At 69.3% G+C, this 13,665-nt stretch carries 18 protein-coding genes; 12 read left to right on the forward strand and 6 right to left on the reverse strand.

What is annotated here, in order from left to right; translation table 11 throughout:
• Nucleotides 1–159: 159 nt before the first annotated feature.
• From GV015_RS02520 to GV015_RS02530, 3 genes are all read left to right on the forward strand, one after another.
• Complete coding sequence (locus GV015_RS02520; protein ID WP_159876358.1) at nt 160–996, forward strand: alpha/beta fold hydrolase; 837 nt, start codon at nt 160–162, stop codon at nt 994–996.
• Nucleotides 997–1,155: 159 nt separating this feature from the next.
• The gene (locus GV015_RS02525; RefSeq protein WP_159876360.1) at nt 1,156–1,449 is read left to right on the forward strand and encodes a hypothetical protein; all 294 of its coding nucleotides are present in this window, start codon (nt 1,156–1,158) and stop codon (nt 1,447–1,449) included.
• Between the two features lie 53 nt (nt 1,450–1,502).
• On the forward strand, nt 1,503–1,901 hold the full coding sequence (locus tag GV015_RS02530) for a GyrI-like domain-containing protein (RefSeq protein WP_236555300.1): 399 nt from the start codon (nt 1,503–1,505) through the stop codon (nt 1,899–1,901).
• A gap of 9 nt (nt 1,902–1,910) precedes the next feature.
• Here the strand turns inward: GV015_RS02530 and GV015_RS02535 are convergent, their stop codons facing one another.
• The 3 genes from GV015_RS02535 to GV015_RS02545 all read right to left on the reverse strand — a co-directional run bounded on the left by GV015_RS02535 (nt 1,911) and on the right by GV015_RS02545 (nt 3,450).
• The gene (locus GV015_RS02535) at nt 1,911–2,369 is read right to left on the reverse strand and encodes an NUDIX hydrolase (RefSeq protein ID WP_159876364.1); all 459 of its coding nucleotides are present in this window, start codon (nt 2,367–2,369) and stop codon (nt 1,911–1,913) included.
• Nucleotides 2,370–2,449: 80 nt separating this feature from the next.
• Nucleotides 2,450–3,025 carry an NUDIX hydrolase gene (locus GV015_RS02540; protein ID WP_079704207.1) on the reverse strand — a complete coding sequence of 192 codons (576 nt, stop codon included), beginning with the start codon at nt 3,023–3,025 and terminating at the stop codon, nt 2,450–2,452.
• Nucleotides 3,026–3,066: 41 nt separating this feature from the next.
• Nucleotides 3,067–3,450 (reverse strand): cupin domain-containing protein, encoded by a 384-nt coding sequence (locus tag GV015_RS02545; RefSeq protein WP_079704208.1) that lies wholly within the window; start codon nt 3,448–3,450, stop codon nt 3,067–3,069.
• 250 nt (nt 3,451–3,700) lie between these two features.
• On the opposite strand from GV015_RS02545, the gene GV015_RS02550 reads away from it, so the two are divergent.
• The 4 genes from GV015_RS02550 (at nt 3,701) to GV015_RS02565 (ending at nt 6,346) form a co-directional block, all read left to right on the forward strand.
• Nucleotides 3,701–4,294, forward strand: a complete 594-nt coding sequence (locus tag GV015_RS02550; RefSeq protein WP_159876366.1) for a phosphatase PAP2 family protein — start codon at nt 3,701–3,703, stop codon at nt 4,292–4,294.
• A gap of 43 nt (nt 4,295–4,337) precedes the next feature.
• On the forward strand, nt 4,338–5,120 hold the full coding sequence (locus GV015_RS02555) for a phosphotransferase (RefSeq protein WP_159876368.1): 783 nt from the start codon (nt 4,338–4,340) through the stop codon (nt 5,118–5,120).
• Nucleotides 5,121–5,221: 101 nt separating this feature from the next.
• Nucleotides 5,222–5,695 (forward strand): GNAT family N-acetyltransferase, encoded by a 474-nt coding sequence (locus tag GV015_RS02560; protein WP_159876370.1) that lies wholly within the window; start codon nt 5,222–5,224, stop codon nt 5,693–5,695.
• A gap of 141 nt (nt 5,696–5,836) precedes the next feature.
• On the forward strand, nt 5,837–6,346 hold the full coding sequence (locus GV015_RS02565; RefSeq protein WP_159876372.1) for a hypothetical protein: 510 nt from the start codon (nt 5,837–5,839) through the stop codon (nt 6,344–6,346).
• Here GV015_RS02565 and GV015_RS02570 read toward each other — a convergent pair.
• Together GV015_RS02570 and GV015_RS02575 are read right to left on the reverse strand one after the other, a co-directional pair.
• Nucleotides 6,301–6,705: a VOC family protein gene (locus tag GV015_RS02570; RefSeq protein ID WP_124767731.1), complete on the reverse strand. Its 405-nt coding sequence runs from the start codon at nt 6,703–6,705 to the stop codon at nt 6,301–6,303. The genes GV015_RS02565 and GV015_RS02570 overlap by 46 nt on opposite strands.
• A 53-nt stretch (nt 6,706–6,758) precedes the next feature.
• Complete coding sequence (locus GV015_RS02575) at nt 6,759–7,247, reverse strand: MarR family winged helix-turn-helix transcriptional regulator (RefSeq protein ID WP_159876374.1); 489 nt, start codon at nt 7,245–7,247, stop codon at nt 6,759–6,761.
• 96 nt (nt 7,248–7,343) lie between these two features.
• On the opposite strand from GV015_RS02575, the gene GV015_RS02580 reads away from it, so the two are divergent.
• Nucleotides 7,344–8,135, forward strand: a complete 792-nt coding sequence (locus tag GV015_RS02580; RefSeq protein WP_159876376.1) for an SDR family NAD(P)-dependent oxidoreductase — start codon at nt 7,344–7,346, stop codon at nt 8,133–8,135.
• A 66-nt stretch (nt 8,136–8,201) separates the two neighbouring features.
• Here the strand turns inward: GV015_RS02580 and GV015_RS02585 are convergent, their stop codons facing one another.
• Nucleotides 8,202–9,092, reverse strand: a complete 891-nt coding sequence (locus tag GV015_RS02585; RefSeq protein ID WP_159876378.1) for a MurR/RpiR family transcriptional regulator — start codon at nt 9,090–9,092, stop codon at nt 8,202–8,204.
• A gap of 202 nt (nt 9,093–9,294) precedes the next feature.
• Here GV015_RS02585 and GV015_RS02590 point away from each other — a divergent pair, with 202 nt between their 5' ends.
• From GV015_RS02590 to nagB, 4 genes are all read left to right on the forward strand, one after another.
• Nucleotides 9,295–10,620, forward strand: a complete 1,326-nt coding sequence (locus GV015_RS02590; protein WP_201299335.1) for an MFS transporter — start codon at nt 9,295–9,297, stop codon at nt 10,618–10,620.
• Nucleotides 10,617–11,780: an anhydro-N-acetylmuramic acid kinase gene (locus GV015_RS02595; protein WP_236555302.1), complete on the forward strand. Its 1,164-nt coding sequence runs from the start codon at nt 10,617–10,619 to the stop codon at nt 11,778–11,780. The genes GV015_RS02590 and GV015_RS02595 overlap by 4 nt, the downstream gene beginning before the upstream one ends.
• A gap of 66 nt (nt 11,781–11,846) precedes the next feature.
• Nucleotides 11,847–12,764: an N-acetylmuramic acid 6-phosphate etherase gene (gene murQ / locus GV015_RS02600; RefSeq protein WP_236555304.1), complete on the forward strand. Its 918-nt coding sequence runs from the start codon at nt 11,847–11,849 to the stop codon at nt 12,762–12,764.
• A 19-nt stretch (nt 12,765–12,783) separates the two neighbouring features.
• On the forward strand, nt 12,784–13,569 hold the full coding sequence (gene nagB / locus GV015_RS02605; RefSeq protein ID WP_124767739.1) for a glucosamine-6-phosphate deaminase: 786 nt from the start codon (nt 12,784–12,786) through the stop codon (nt 13,567–13,569).
• The last annotated feature ends 96 nt before the right edge of the window (nt 13,570–13,665 follow it).

The following is a 13,665-nucleotide window of genomic DNA, read 5'->3' on the forward strand; positions in this document are numbered from 1 at the left end:
TCTGCGGCAACCGGTTTGGACAGGTGTCGGGACTTTCAGCTGGCCGTCGAATCCGCCGCTTCGCCGCGTTACCGTGGTCGCGCTCCCACATTCCGTGGAAGTGGAATTCGCGAGTCGTTCCGAGCACGGCTTGGCTCGACATGAGCTTGGAGGTCAGTCATGCCATTCGTGACAACGGACGACGGCACGGAAATCTACTACAAGGATCTGGGCGACCCGACGGCGCAGCCCATCATGTTCCACCACGGTTGGCCGCTGTCGTCGGACGACTGGGACGCGCAGGTGCTCTTCTTCCTGTCGAAGGGGTACCGCGTCGTGGCCAGCGATCGACGCGGTCACGGGCGGTCCTCGGAGATCGGCTCAGGCCACGACATGGACCACTACGCCAGCGACGTGTCGGCGGTCGTCGAGCACCTCGACCTGCGCAACGTCGTCCACATCGGCCACTCGACGGGTGGCGGCCAGGTCGCGCGGTATGTCGCCAAGTACGGCGAACCGCAGGGTCGTGTGGCGAAGGCGGTCCTGGTCTCGTCCGTGCCTCCGCTGATGGTGCAGACCGACGCCAACCCCGAAGGGACGCCCATCTCGGTCTTCGACGGCTTCCGGAGCGCGCTCGCCGCGAACCGGGCGGAGTTCTTCCAGGCCGTGGCTTCGGGCCCGTTCTACGGCTTCAACCGTGACGGTGTCACCGTGTCCCAGCCCGTCATCGACAACTGGTGGCGTCAAGGCATGACCGGCAGCGCCGTGGCGCACTACGAGGGCATCAAGGCGTTCTCCGAGACCGACCAGACCGAGGATCTCAAGGCGATTTCCGTGCCGGTCCTCTGCATGCAGGGCGATGACGACCAGGTCGTGCCGTACGAGGACGCCGTCATCAAGCAGGCCGAGCTCCTCAGCAACGCGACCCTCAAGGTCTACGAGGGCTTCCCGCACGGCATGCTGACCACCCACGCCGACATCATCAACCCCGACCTCCTCGCCTTCATCGAGCAGTAAGGGAACCACCACCGGAGACGGACGGCGCACCCGGGTGATCTCGGGTGCGCCGTCCGTGCGTCGCGTCCCCTCCGGCAGGCTGCGATCCCCCGAGATGCTTCGATCGCCAACCGGCCGACCACTGCACCTCGGGTACGACCTCCGTGAGAGAGTTCGTACATGACGCAACGCTCCAAGCGCTCCACGAGACAACGCCGAGACGAGGAGCGGCGCGCGGCTGAACACCGTCACCGGCGCCGCGCCTGGCTCATCTTCGGTGCCGTCGTGATCGTCGTGCTCGGGGTCGGAATCGCCTTCGCCGTCATGTCGGGAGAGCTCGGTTTGATCCTCAGCGCGGCCATCGGTCTGCCTGCTCTTGCCGGCGTCGCGGCAGCGATCCAACATCGGCTCCTGCAGGGGGATGACGCCGAGGACAACGACCTCTACGCCGCAGGGAACACGTGGATCGGATGACACGAGACGCGACCGATTTCCCACGGGCCCACCACCTCGGCCGGCTCGACGTCGTGACGCTCGACGACATCGCCGCTCTCAGTCAGGACGTCGCACTCGACATCGAGCAGGTGCAGGCGGCTTGGCCGGCGTTCGAGAACTCGTTCGACTCGTTGCGGGGCCGCAGGATGATGGGCCTGGTCTACGGAGGAAGTGACAGGTACCGCATGGCGTCCGCGCGGCTGGACCGGGATGCCGACAACCCGCTCGGCCTGGAAGAGACCGTGGTCCCCGGCGGCGACTACCTCAGGCTGCGTCTTCGCGGCGAGGTGCCCGGCGTCTACGCCCGGATCGGCGACGCCTTCGAGGTGCTCTTCGACCTCGCCGATCACGACGAGAGCCGTCCCCACATCGAGCACTACCGGCGCGAGGGCGAGGTCGATTGCCTCGTTCCGGTCAGGTCGCCGCGCTGAGCTGTCGACTCAGCTCACCAACGGGTACCAGTGTCGGTCGCGCAGCTGATGCTCGTCATCGTCGAGACGCACCCATGTGCCGTGAGCCTTCGGAGTCGCGTCCGAAGCCCACACGCCGAAGTGGGCGACCGGTGCCGGCCAGTCGTATCCGTCGGCCGGTGCCTCCACGACGTTGCGTACGGCGCCGATGAAGTGCGTGCCCGCGTGCTCACCGGTGATGCGTTGCGCCAGTTCACGAACGGCCGCCGTGCCGTCGACATCATCGGATGCAGCCTCGAGCATCGGCAGATCGAGCCGCCCTGTGCCCTGCCTCGGCACGCAGAACACCTGGTCGGAGTCGCGCAGGAGCAGGCGCACGACCGCCATCGGCCGGGGTGGTGTCGTCCGGCGGACCACCTCGGCCCGGCCTCCCGGGGGAAGCCACGGCGCGTCGTGCGTCACGTGGACGAGCGTCTCGTCTTCGTTCACGCCGCGAGCGTACCCGAATCGAGGGAGCGCGACCGGTGCCGCCTGCTCGAGCTCTCGGTCAGATGCGTTCAGCGAGATCGTTACTCGTTTGCCACTCCCAGCGGCGGGAGGATGCCCTGGGCCGCCGCCACGGCTCGGGCGACGATGAGCGGCGGGTCGACGATCGCTCCGGTGGCGATCAGCGCGTCGAGCTCGGACAGCGGGATGCGCACGAGCCGCACCTGCTCCGCGGGATCCGACAGGTCTGCCAGGCCGGGGCGGATGCCTCGAGTCGAGATGAACAGGTGTGTCGGCCAGGACGCTCGCCCCGGGTTCATGAAGAAGGTGTGCAGCGGTCGGAGGTCGTCCGGAACGATACCGAGCTCTTCTTCGAGCTCACGCCGGGCGGCATCGAGCGGGGCTTCGTCTGTTCGACCGGCACCGCCCGGCAGGTCGTGGATCCAGCGGTCAAGCGGGTATCGGTACTGACGTGCGAGGAGCACGTCGTCGCCGTCGATGATCAGCGAGGCGACGGAGAAGGGAACGCTCTCGTCGACGAGATAGCTCGACCGCGACCCGTCCGGCAATCGGACCTCGTGATCGACCAAGGTCACTCGACCTCGCTGGACCGTCGTCTTCCCGAGCGTGGTCCAACGTGATTCATCCGGAACAGGCATCCGCCCACCCTACGGTCGAGTGCCGTCCGGCGATCATGTCCTCAGCGGAAGTCGCCCAGCTGACGCTCGACGGGCACCGTGCCCTCGACGATCACGTCACCGGTGTGCGCGGTCGTGACGGTCTCGATCAAGACGATCTCGACCTCCTCGTCGGCGATGGGATTGTGCTGCACGCCCCGCGGCACCACGAAGAACTGGCCCGGCGTGAGCACGACCTCCTCATCGTCGGGGAGCTGGATACGGAGCGTGCCCGAGACGACGAGGAACATCTCGTCTTCGTTCGCGTGGTCGTGCCAGACCAACTGGCCGAGGAGCTTCGCCACCTTCACGTATTGATCGTTGACCCGCCCGACCACTCGAGGAGTCCAGTGGGCCTCGACCTGTCGGAGTTCGGCGGCGATATCGATTCCGTGGAGAGCAGTCATGCATCCATCCTCTCCCGGCTGTCGTGCGTCGTGGCGCGGTATAGCCCGTCGGTCTCGGTGCGCGCCGGCTTCCGACCACACAACTGCAGCACTGAGCGCGCCGGTTGCACGATCTCAGCGCTCTCCACATCCGACTCGGTGGCGACATCAGGGCCATCCGGAGTCCGATGCGATGCCGGTGGCAAGTCCATACGGTCGAGGCATGCCGCTTTCTATCCCGCATCGCCGCGCCCTCCTACCGTTCGCTGCGGTGACCCTCTTCGCTCTCACCCTCCTCATCGCCCCAGCGCCGGGCAGCGTCAGCGTCGTCGGCACGCGCTGGCTCGCCGCCCTCGGCTCGGCCATCCCGAACGTCGAACTCGCCTCGGAGATCGGCCTCGCACTCCTGGCGGCGACGACGATGTCGACGGCTGCGTTCGCCTGGGTCCGCCACCCGGAACGGCGGGCGCGGCTGCTCGCCGGCGCCGCCGGGGTCGGCCTCGCCTACGCCGCGAGCGAGGGACTGAAACTCCTCTTCGCCCAACCTCGACCATGCACCCGGTGGTCGATCGCGACCGAATGCCCGCCGGCCGGCGACTGGTCACTGCCGTCGAATCACGCGACGCTCGCGTTCGGAGCGACCGTCGTCATAGCGATCGCCGTCGGCCGTTGGTGGGTCACATGCTCGGCGCTCGCGCTGGCGGCGCTCGTCGCCGCCGGCCGGGTCGTGCAAGGCGTGCACTACGTCCATGATGTCGCGATGGGAGCGGTCCTGGGCCTGGCGATCACGACCGTCCTCATCGTTGCGACAGTGGCATGGCAGCGCCGCTCAGCCACGACCCGCTCGTCATCGGGGAGACGGTGACGACAGCCGTGACCAGATGGCGCGCTTCACCTACGATGACGTGATGGTCGACGACAACGAGCGCGGATTCCGTCGCGCCCTCATCGAAGCGAGCGCCCACTTCGGGCTCGATCATGAACGCCTCGAGCCGCTCGGCGGGATGACCGGGCGGGTGTTCGGTACCGACGACGTCGTGCTGCGCCTGGGCTCCCCGGAGACGATCGCGCACGAACTCGCCGCTGCGAACGCAGCCTCCGTGGCTGTGCCGGTTCCAGCGACCCTCGGTACCTTCGTCCCGACCGACGGCGGACCATGGGCGGCCTCGCTCATCGAGCGGGTCGACGGCACCGTCGCCGCCGATCTCAGCGGGGTGACCGCGGAGCGGGCCTTCACCCGGGGTCTGGCCTGTGGTCGTGCGCAGGCGGCGCTGTGGACGGTCACCGCTCCGCCGGCGTTCGCCTCCATCGACGGCGAGCGCTCGCTCCTGCATCTCGATCTCCACCCGTTGAACATCCTGCTGGGGCCGGACGACCGCGTGACCGCCGTCATCGACTGGACCAACGCCGCAGCCGGGTCGCCGGACTACGACCGGGCCAGGACCTCCGCCATCTTCCGGCTGGACCCGCACGCCATACCGCTGCTCGACCAGCCGGTGTGGCGGGCGTTCCTCGCGGGCTGGACCGACGGCGCGAACCTCGACGAGGCGTCGACGGCCGCACGCATCTGGGCCTGCCGGTTCATGCTGCACGATCTGCAGCATCGCCACCCCGGGGATGCGCTCGACCACGTGCGTCACGAGCTGGAGGTCCTCGAGGAGGCCACCGAGAGTGCGCAATCCGTCCCCTGACGCTCCGGTCAAGCGCAGAACGGGCGCTCTGGGCGGCGGCGTCAGACCGGCCGATACCGCATGGCGATCATGCGTGTCTGGCCCCTGCCAGACTGGCGTCGATGATCATCCGCACCGAACGAACCACCCTTGAACCGATCTCCCCCGCGCTCGCACGACGCATCATCGAACTCGATGAGCGCGACGGTGACGCCTGGCACCCGGAGTACCCCTTCGCCGACGAGCTCGGCCCGCTCCGTGGCCTCGCGGAATCGACCGACGGCGACCCGATCTTCACGATGTACCTCATCCGTGATGCCGACGGGTCGGCCGTCGGTGGCTTCGGCTTCTTCGGTCCGCCCGACAGCGATGGCCGCGTCGAGTTCGGCTACGGTCTCGTTCCCGCTGCTCGCGGGGTCGGACTCGCGACGGAAGCGGTCGCCGGCGCACTGTCGTTCGCCGCAGCGCATGGCGCAGAACGGGCGGCCGCGGAGACCGACGTCACCAACCTCGCATCCCAGCGGGTCCTCCTGAAGGCGGGACTCGCCGAGACCGGACGCACGGCCACGACGGTGTCGTTCGCGCGCGAACTCTGACAGGAGATGCCAGCCATGGTCGGGGCCCGATGCCCCCTCGCCCGCGCGCGACGTGAGGAGACCGTCTGGGTTCCGGGGAACGATGTATGGATCCCGTGAGGACTGGTATTCGGGCGGGAGGCGAGGCGTAGACCGGAGGTCATGACCCTCACGACGATCCTGCCTTCACTCCGCCGCAGCATCCCGGACCCGTTCCTCGCCGACCGCTGGCCGGCACACACCCACCTCAGCACCACGGACGTGATCGTCGACGACGTTCCGATGCTGCGCCTGGTCGAGCAGCGCGGAACCCCGTGCGTCCACTCGGCGGCAGCGGTGATCCCCGGCACCGGCGGGTGCCCGTCCGCCACCGAGCAGGCCTCCGTGGTCGTCACTCGCGTCGTCGCTGCGGCGTTCGGCGAGGACGGCCATCACCTCACCCTCGACGCCTGTCTCGCAGACGTCGAGCCGTGCTGGTCGGAACTCCGGCTGATCGGGCGAGCGTCGACGACGCACACAGTGTCGTTCCACCTCGACAGCGCGGCAGGAACCGAGCAGCGCGTGCTGCTCCCCCGCGACCTCGCGCCCGGCGACCTGCTCGCCGCGCCGTGTCGCGGGGAGGTCACTCAGGCGGTCGGCTCGGCGTCGGGCTTCATCCAGAACGGCGAGTAGTGGTACCCGTCGGGGTCGTCGAACTGGCGCTGGTACATGAACGGGTAGTCGTCGGTGTCGCCGATCCGTCCACCCGCGGCACCGGCCCGCTCGACGAGCTCGTCGACCGCCTCGCGACTGCCGAGGTCGAAGGAGACCGTCACCTTCGAGGGCGTGTCCGGTCCGCCGATCAGCTCCTCGGTGCCGCCGACGCTCGCGTACATCTCTCGGCTCCCGAGCATGACGTATTGCCCGGGAGCGATCTCGAAACAGGAGACCTGGTCAGAGGACATCGCCGCGTTGCGGGTCCAGCCGAGGGCGTCGTAGAAGGCGGTCGCGCGTTCGACGCTCTCGACCGGACACGTGATGAAGAGGCTCATGCGGTCAAGCTACGCCCGGCGTGAGCGCGCCCACAAGGACGTCTTTCCGAGGTTCACTCGGACGGCGCCCACGGCACGGTCGGATCGATCGTCGTCGCGATCCTCGCGCTGATCTCGGCCAGTTGTCGCACCTGCGCCTCCGTGAGCGAGCCGAAGACGAGCTCCTCGACGAGGGCGTGGTGCGCCGGCGTGGACCGGGCGACGTGCGCGTGGCCGTCGTCCGTGAGGACGGCGAGGGTGAACCGACCATCGGTGGGGTCGACCTCGCGTCGCACCCAGCCCTGCTTCTCGAGTCGCGAAACCGCGCGGGAGAGCCGCGAGAGCGTGCTGCTCGCGTACGAGGCGAGCGTGCTCATCCGGAGTGTGCGGTCCGGGGCGGTGTCGAGCGCGAAGAGCAGCCCGTGCTCGTAGTGGCTCAGCCCGCTGTCTCGCTGCAGCTGGGCGTCGAGTGCCGCGGGAAGCCGCTCCACCACGGTGGCGACTGAGGCCCAGGCCGCGAGCCGCTCGCCGCTGAGGCCAGGATGTTCGGCGGATTCGGTCATGGGGCAAGCCTATTCGACTTGCTTGAGCAAGTGAACCGACCTAGAGTGACTTGCCTGAGCAAGTGAGGCGGCGTATCGCCGACAGAGGGAGACGACATGGACCTACAACTCCGCGGCAAGACGGCGTTCATCAGCGGATCGACCGGCGGCATCGGTGCCGCCGTCGCGCGGAGGCTCGCTGCCGAAGGCGCACGCGTCATCGTGAACGGACGCTCCGAGCAGGCGGTGCAGGACGCGGTCGCCGCGCTTCGGCGCACGCACCCCGATGCCGGCCACGACGGGATCGTCGCAGATTTCGCCGATCCCGCCTCCGTCGAGCAACTGCTCGGTGACCTCGGCGCCGTGGACATCCTCGTGAACAACGTGGGCCAGTTCGGTCTCGCGGAATTCGAGGCCATCTCGGACCACGACTGGTCCCACATCCTCGAGGTCAACCTGATGAGCGGCGTCCGGCTGTCCCGGCACGCCCTGCCAGGCATGTTGGACCGCGGCTGGGGACGAATCCTGTTCGTCAGCAGCGAGTCCGGCGTGAACATCCCCGCCGACATGATCCACTACGGCGTCACGAAGGCGGCGATGATCGCCCTCGGCAACGGACTCGCGAAGCTGACCTGCGGCAGCGCCGTGACGGTCAACACGATCCTCGGCGGCCCGACCTACTCGGACGGCGTCGCCACGACGATCGAGTCGATCGCCGCCGACCGGGCCGCGCCGGTCGACGCGGTGAAGGCCTCGATCATCGGTCGCAACACCACCACTCTGCTCGAACGCTTCATGGAGCCCGAGGAGATCGCCTCGGTGGCGGCCTACCTCGCGAGCCCACTGGCGTCGGCGACGAACGGTGCAGCCCTCCGCGCGGACGGCGGAGTGTTGACCGGGATGCTCTAGCAAGGCCGGTCGCGATGGCAACCCTCGCGGTCGACGCCCTGCTGTGCAGAGGGCCCGGCACCGGCGTCACTCGGAGGAGCGACGCTCGCGGACCGCGTCGAAGGTCCGCTGCAGCGCACCGATGGACGCTTCGGAGTCGACCTGGGCGACACCGATGAAGAGACAGTCGACGACCATCAGCTGTGCGATGCGACTGCCGAGCGCTCCCGAGCGGAACGCCGTCTCCCGCGCGGACGTCTGGAGGACGATGTCCGCGCTGGTCGCCAGGGTCGACTCCGCGTGGTTGGTGATCGCGATGGTCGTCGCCCCGGAGCGGGCCGCGAGCCGGAGGTAGTCGACGGTGTCAGCGGTCGCGCCGGAGTGCGAGATCGCGACGGCGACCGCCTGCTCGTTGAGGATCGCAGCGGCGGTCCAGGCGGCATGCGGGTCAGGCCATTCGAGCGCCACGCGCCCGATCCGCGAGAGCTTCCGCTGCAGGTCGACGGCGACGATGGAGCTCGCTCCGACACCGAAGATGTCGACCCGGCGAGCGCCGGCGACCGCAGCGACCGCACGCGTGAGGGCCGCCGTGTCGAGCGCCTGTGCGGTGTCGGCGATCGAGAGCGATTCGTTCGCGGCGACCTTCGCGACGATGTCGTCGAGACTGTCTCCGGCGACGATGTCGGGCGACTGCACGTTCGTCCCGGCGAGCGCGAGCCGCTCGCGGAGGTTCTCCTCGGTCAGGTCGTGGCGGAAGTCCTTGAAGCGGTCGTAGCCGATCTTGCGCGTGAAACGGACGACCGTCGTCGTCGACGTCGAGGCCCCCTCGGCGATCTCGGCGACCGACCGCGTTGCGAAGGCACCCGGGTCGGCGAGCAGCGATTCGGCGATCCGCCGCTCGGAGGGACGGAGTTCATCGAGACGGGCGCGCACCTCGGTGGACACCGCCCGTGATGTCCGGTGGACGTCGGCTCCCATCGGTGCTCCTCTCGACCGTCAACACTGTACCGTCGGCACCCACCGGCGGGATGTATGGAAATTACCATCCGTCGTTGAGTTGTGTATGTTTGTTGCACCGACTCGCGACCAGTGCCCTCCTCAGGTGCGGACTGGCCGACACGTGTAGCGGAGTACCGCGGGTGCTGCCGGCATGCACGATCCAGGAACCAAGGGAGGTCCCGTGACCAGCTCCACACCACGCAGCGACGTGATCAGCAGCACCGCCCGACGCCGGGCGATCGTCGCCGGCAGCGTCGGCAACTTCATCGAGTGGTACGAGTTCGGGATCTACGGGTTCCTCGCCACGATCCTCGCCGCGCAGTTCTTCAGCGACGGCCAGCAGACCGGCATCGAGTCGCTCATCGCGACCTACGCGTCCTTCGCGATCGCCTTCTTCTTCCGCCCGGTCGGGGCGGCGCTCTTCGGCCGGATCGGCGATCGGATCGGCCGCAAGCCGACGCTCATCCTCGTCCTGGTCATGATGTCCGGGGCGACCGCACTCATCGGCATCCTCCCGACGTACGCCTCCATCGGCATCGCGGCGCCCATCCTGCTCACGATCGTGCGCATCCTGCAGGGCCTCTCCGCCGGCGGTGAGTTCGGTGGCGCCGTCTCGGTCATGACCGAGTTCGCCCCGGCCGGGAAGCGCGGCTTCTACGGATCGTGGCAGTCGTTCACGGTCGCGCTCGGACTCCTCGGCGGCGCCGGCACCGTCGCACTGCTGGCATCCCTGCTGTCCGAAGCCGATCTGGCGGCGTGGGGCTGGCGAATCGCCTTCCTGCTCGCCATCCCCCTCGGCGCGGTCGCCCTGTTCCTCCGCCTGAAGCTCGAGGAGACCCCGGAGTTCCAGAAGGTCGCCGCCGCAGACACCACCGACGTCGCCAAGCCGGTGGTCGTGCGTGCGGGCGCCGCCGAGACCGCCAAGGCGATCCTCCTGGGGATCGGCCGCCTGATGGGCTGGTCCGCCGCCGGGTACACCTTCCTCGTCGTCATGCCCTCCTACCTCCAGAGCAGCCTCAACGCGTCCTTCCAGGAGGCACTGATCTCCACGGTGCTCGCGAACGCCGGCTTCGCGGCGACGATCCTCCCGGCCGGGTGGCTGTCGGACAAGATCGGTCGGCGTTGGGTGATGCTCGCCGGCACCGGTCTCATCGTGATCCTGGCGCTGCCCCTGCTCAACGTGCTGCAGAACCCGGACCTCGGCGTCGGTGTCCACGGCCTCGCCGTGTTCGTCGCCGGAGCGGTCGTCGGCCTGATCGCAGGCCCGGGCCCCGCCATGCTCGCCGAGATGTTCCCCACCTCCGTGCGGTACACCGGCCTCGGGCTGTCCTATTCGATCTCGAACGCCGTCTTCTCGGGCAGCGCCGGCCTCATCATCACGTCGCTGATCGCCTCGACCGGCAACGTCGACGTCCCGGCGTACTACGTGATGGCGACCTGCCTCGTGAGCGCGATCGCCATCGGTACGCTGCGTGGGAACGCCCACCGGGCGGAGCTGCGCAAGTGAGCCGCCCGATGCGCGTCATCGGCCTCATGTCCGGCACCTCGCACGATGCGATCGACGCCGCCGCAGCCGAGATCAGCGTGGACGGCGACACCCTCGTCGTCCGCCCACTCGGGATGCTCACCGCCGGGTACGACCCGGAACTGCGAGCCGCGATCACCGCAGCCCTGCCACCGGCGACCACCAGTGTCGACGACATCTGTCGGTTGGACACGCGGATCGGGCAGGCCTTCGCCGACCTCGCCGTCCGAGCGGTTGCAGAGCTCTGCGACGGGGAGGCCGACCTGATCGTCTCCCACGGCCAGACGATGTACCACTGGGTCGAGGACGGCCGGGTCGAGGGCACGCTGCAGCTCGGCCAGCCGGCCTGGATCGCCGAACGCACGGGCTGCACCGTCGTCGCCGACCTGCGTTCACGTGACGTCGCGGCCGGCGGGCAGGGTGCTCCGCTCGTCAGCATGATCGACGCGCTCTGGCTGGGTGGCGAGACCGCTGCGGCCGTCAACCTCGGCGGCATCGCCAACGCCACCATCGTGCGGCCCGGCCAGGACCCGATCGCGTTCGACAGCGGACCGGCGAACGCCCTCATCGACGCCGTCGTCGCCGAGCACACCGGCGGCGCCCGGCAGTTCGACGCCGACGGTGAGCTCGCCGCACGTGGCACCGTCGACGAGGAGACGCTCGACCTCCTCCTGCGCGAGCCGTACTACCAGCGCCCCGCCCCGAAGTCGACGGGCAAGGAACTGTTCCACCTCGACTACCTCCGCGAGCAGCTCGCCGGCCGCCCGACGCTTCCGATCGAGGACCTCGTCGCGACCCTGACCGAACTGACCGCACGGACCGTCGCCGACGCCGTCCGTGGGGTGGAGCGCGTCATCCTCGCCGGTGGTGGGGTGCGCAATCCCCAGCTCGTCGCGCGCATCCGGGCTGCACTCCCCGAGGCCGACGTCGTCAGCAGCGACGACGCGGGCCTCCCGTCCGATGCGAAGGAGGCGCTCGCCTTCGCCGTCCTCGGCTTCCTGACGGTGAACGGCCAGGCGGGATCCCTCCCCTCGGCCACCGGCGCCTCGCACGGCAGCGTCCTCGGCGCGATCGTCCCGGGGCACTCGCTCCCCGCGCGGACGCTCGACGGGCCGCCTCGCTCGCTGCGGTTCGAAGCATGACCGTCGACAGCCCCACGGACCACCACGACGGCGCCAGCCCGTCCGACCCAGAACGGAGGGCCGATCGTGCCTGAAGCATCGAGTACCTTGGCAGCGCTCTCCACCGAGGGACGCAACCCGCGCACGGTCGACCTCGACACGCTGGACACGCTCCGGCTGCTCGAGGTGATCAACGACGAGGACCGACTCGTCGCCGACGCGGTCCGAGCGGAACTGCCGAGCATCGCGCGCGCCGTGGAGCGCATCACGGAGGCTCGTCGGCAGGGTGGACGACTGATCTACCTCGGCGCGGGGACGAGCGGTCGGATCGGACTGCTCGACGCGGTCGAGTGCCCGCCGACCTTCGGCACCGACCCCTCCGAGGTCGTTGGGCTCATCGCCGGGGGCGAGCACGCCTTCGTCGTCGCCGTCGAGGGTGCTGAGGACGACATCGAGCTCGGCGCCTCGGAACTCATCGCGGCCGACCTCCGCCCCACGGACGTCGTCGTCGGTCTCGCGGCCAGCGGTCGCACCCCGTACGTCATCGGCGGTCTGCGCTACGCACGCCACCTGGGCGCGGGGACGATCGCGGTGTCCTGCAACCGGAACGCCAGGATCAGCGCCGAGGCGGACATCGCCATCGAGGTGATGACCGGCCCCGAGGCGCTCACCGGTTCGACCCGTCTGAAGGCCGGTACCGCACAGAAGCTCGTGTGCAACATGCTGTCCACCGCGTCCATGGTGCGCTCGGGCAAGGTCTTCTCCAATCTGATGGTCGACGTGAAGCCGACCAACGAGAAGCTCGTCGACCGCGCGCAGCGGATCGTCGCCGACGCCACCGGGGTCGAACGGTCGATCGCCGACGACGCCCTGGAGCAGGCCGGCGCCCACGCGAAGACCGCCGTCGTCATGCTCCTCGCCGACGTGGACGCAGCGACGGCCGCCCGGCTGCTGGAATCGCACGTGGGCGACGTCCGCTCGGCCGTGGCCGCGGCGAGCGCCTGAGCAGGAACGAGAGGACACCGTGGAGATCATCATCCTTCCCGACGCCGCCGAGGTCGGTCGCGTCGCCGGCGCGAAGATCGCGTCGATCGTCGCCGGGCGGCCCCAAGCCGTCATCGGGCTCGCGACCGGGTCCAGCCCGCAGGGCATCTACGCGGAACTGGCCCGTCGCGTGCAGGCGGGCTCGCTGTCGTTCGCCGAAGCGCGCGGCTTCGCGCTGGACGAGTACGTGGGCATCCCCGCAGACCACCCCGAGTCGTACGCCAGCGTGATCGCGCGCGAGGTCGTCGCCCCGCTCGGCTTCGACCCCTCGCGCGTCCGCGTCCCGGACGGTCGCGCCGCGGACCTCGCGGCCGCCGCGAAGGAGTACGACCGGGCCATCGCGGAGGCCGGCGGCATCGACGTGCAGATCCTCGGCATCGGGTCGAACGGACACATCGGGTTCAACGAGCCCACGTCGTCGTTCGCGTCACGCACGCGCATCAAGACCCTGGCACCGAAGACCAGACAGGACAACGCCCGCTTCTTCGACTCGCCCGACCAGGTGCCGACCCACTGCATGACGCAGGGACTCGGGACCATCCTCGAGGCGCGCGAGCTCGTGTTGGTCGCCCAGGGTGCGGGGAAGGCCGACGCCGTCGCGGCCGCCGTCGAAGGACCGCTCAGCGCGTTCGTCCCCGGGTCGGCGCTCCAGCTGCACGAGCACGCCACCGTCATCGTCGACGAGGCAGCGGCATCAGGGCTGCAGTTGTCGGACTACTATCGCTACACCTACGACAACCGGCCGGACTGGCAACGCTTCGAATGAATCGGCCGGGCGATGGCCGACGACGCCCCATCCTCTGAGGCGTCCGGCCACCGCAGCCGCAACCCAGCACCCCGCTCCCCGGCACCCCGCTGACGC

It is taken from the genome of Plantibacter sp. T3, from assembly GCF_902506515.1.
GTDB classification, from domain to species: domain Bacteria; phylum Actinomycetota; class Actinomycetes; order Actinomycetales; family Microbacteriaceae; genus Plantibacter; species Plantibacter auratus.

Coding starts and splice junctions, on each gene's coding strand:
- GV015_RS02520 (WP_159876358.1), top strand. CDS start 160: ATGCCATTCGTGACAACGGACGACGGCACGGAAATCTACTACAAGGAT.
- GV015_RS02525 (WP_159876360.1), top strand. CDS start 1,156: ATGACGCAACGCTCCAAGCGCTCCACGAGACAACGCCGAGACGAGGAG.
- GV015_RS02540 (WP_079704207.1), bottom strand. CDS start 3,025: ATGCCTGTTCCGGATGAATCACGTTGGACCACGCTCGGGAAGACGACG.
- GV015_RS02545 (WP_079704208.1), bottom strand. CDS start 3,450: ATGACTGCTCTCCACGGAATCGATATCGCCGCCGAACTCCGACAGGTC.
- GV015_RS02555 (WP_159876368.1), top strand. CDS start 4,338: ATGGTCGACGACAACGAGCGCGGATTCCGTCGCGCCCTCATCGAAGCG.
- GV015_RS02560 (WP_159876370.1), top strand. CDS start 5,222: ATGATCATCCGCACCGAACGAACCACCCTTGAACCGATCTCCCCCGCG.
- GV015_RS02565 (WP_159876372.1), top strand. CDS start 5,837: ATGACCCTCACGACGATCCTGCCTTCACTCCGCCGCAGCATCCCGGAC.
- GV015_RS02570 (WP_124767731.1), bottom strand. CDS start 6,705: ATGAGCCTCTTCATCACGTGTCCGGTCGAGAGCGTCGAACGCGCGACC.
- GV015_RS02575 (WP_159876374.1), bottom strand. CDS start 7,247: ATGACCGAATCCGCCGAACATCCTGGCCTCAGCGGCGAGCGGCTCGCG.
- GV015_RS02580 (WP_159876376.1), top strand. CDS start 7,344: ATGGACCTACAACTCCGCGGCAAGACGGCGTTCATCAGCGGATCGACC.
- GV015_RS02585 (WP_159876378.1), bottom strand. CDS start 9,092: ATGGGAGCCGACGTCCACCGGACATCACGGGCGGTGTCCACCGAGGTG.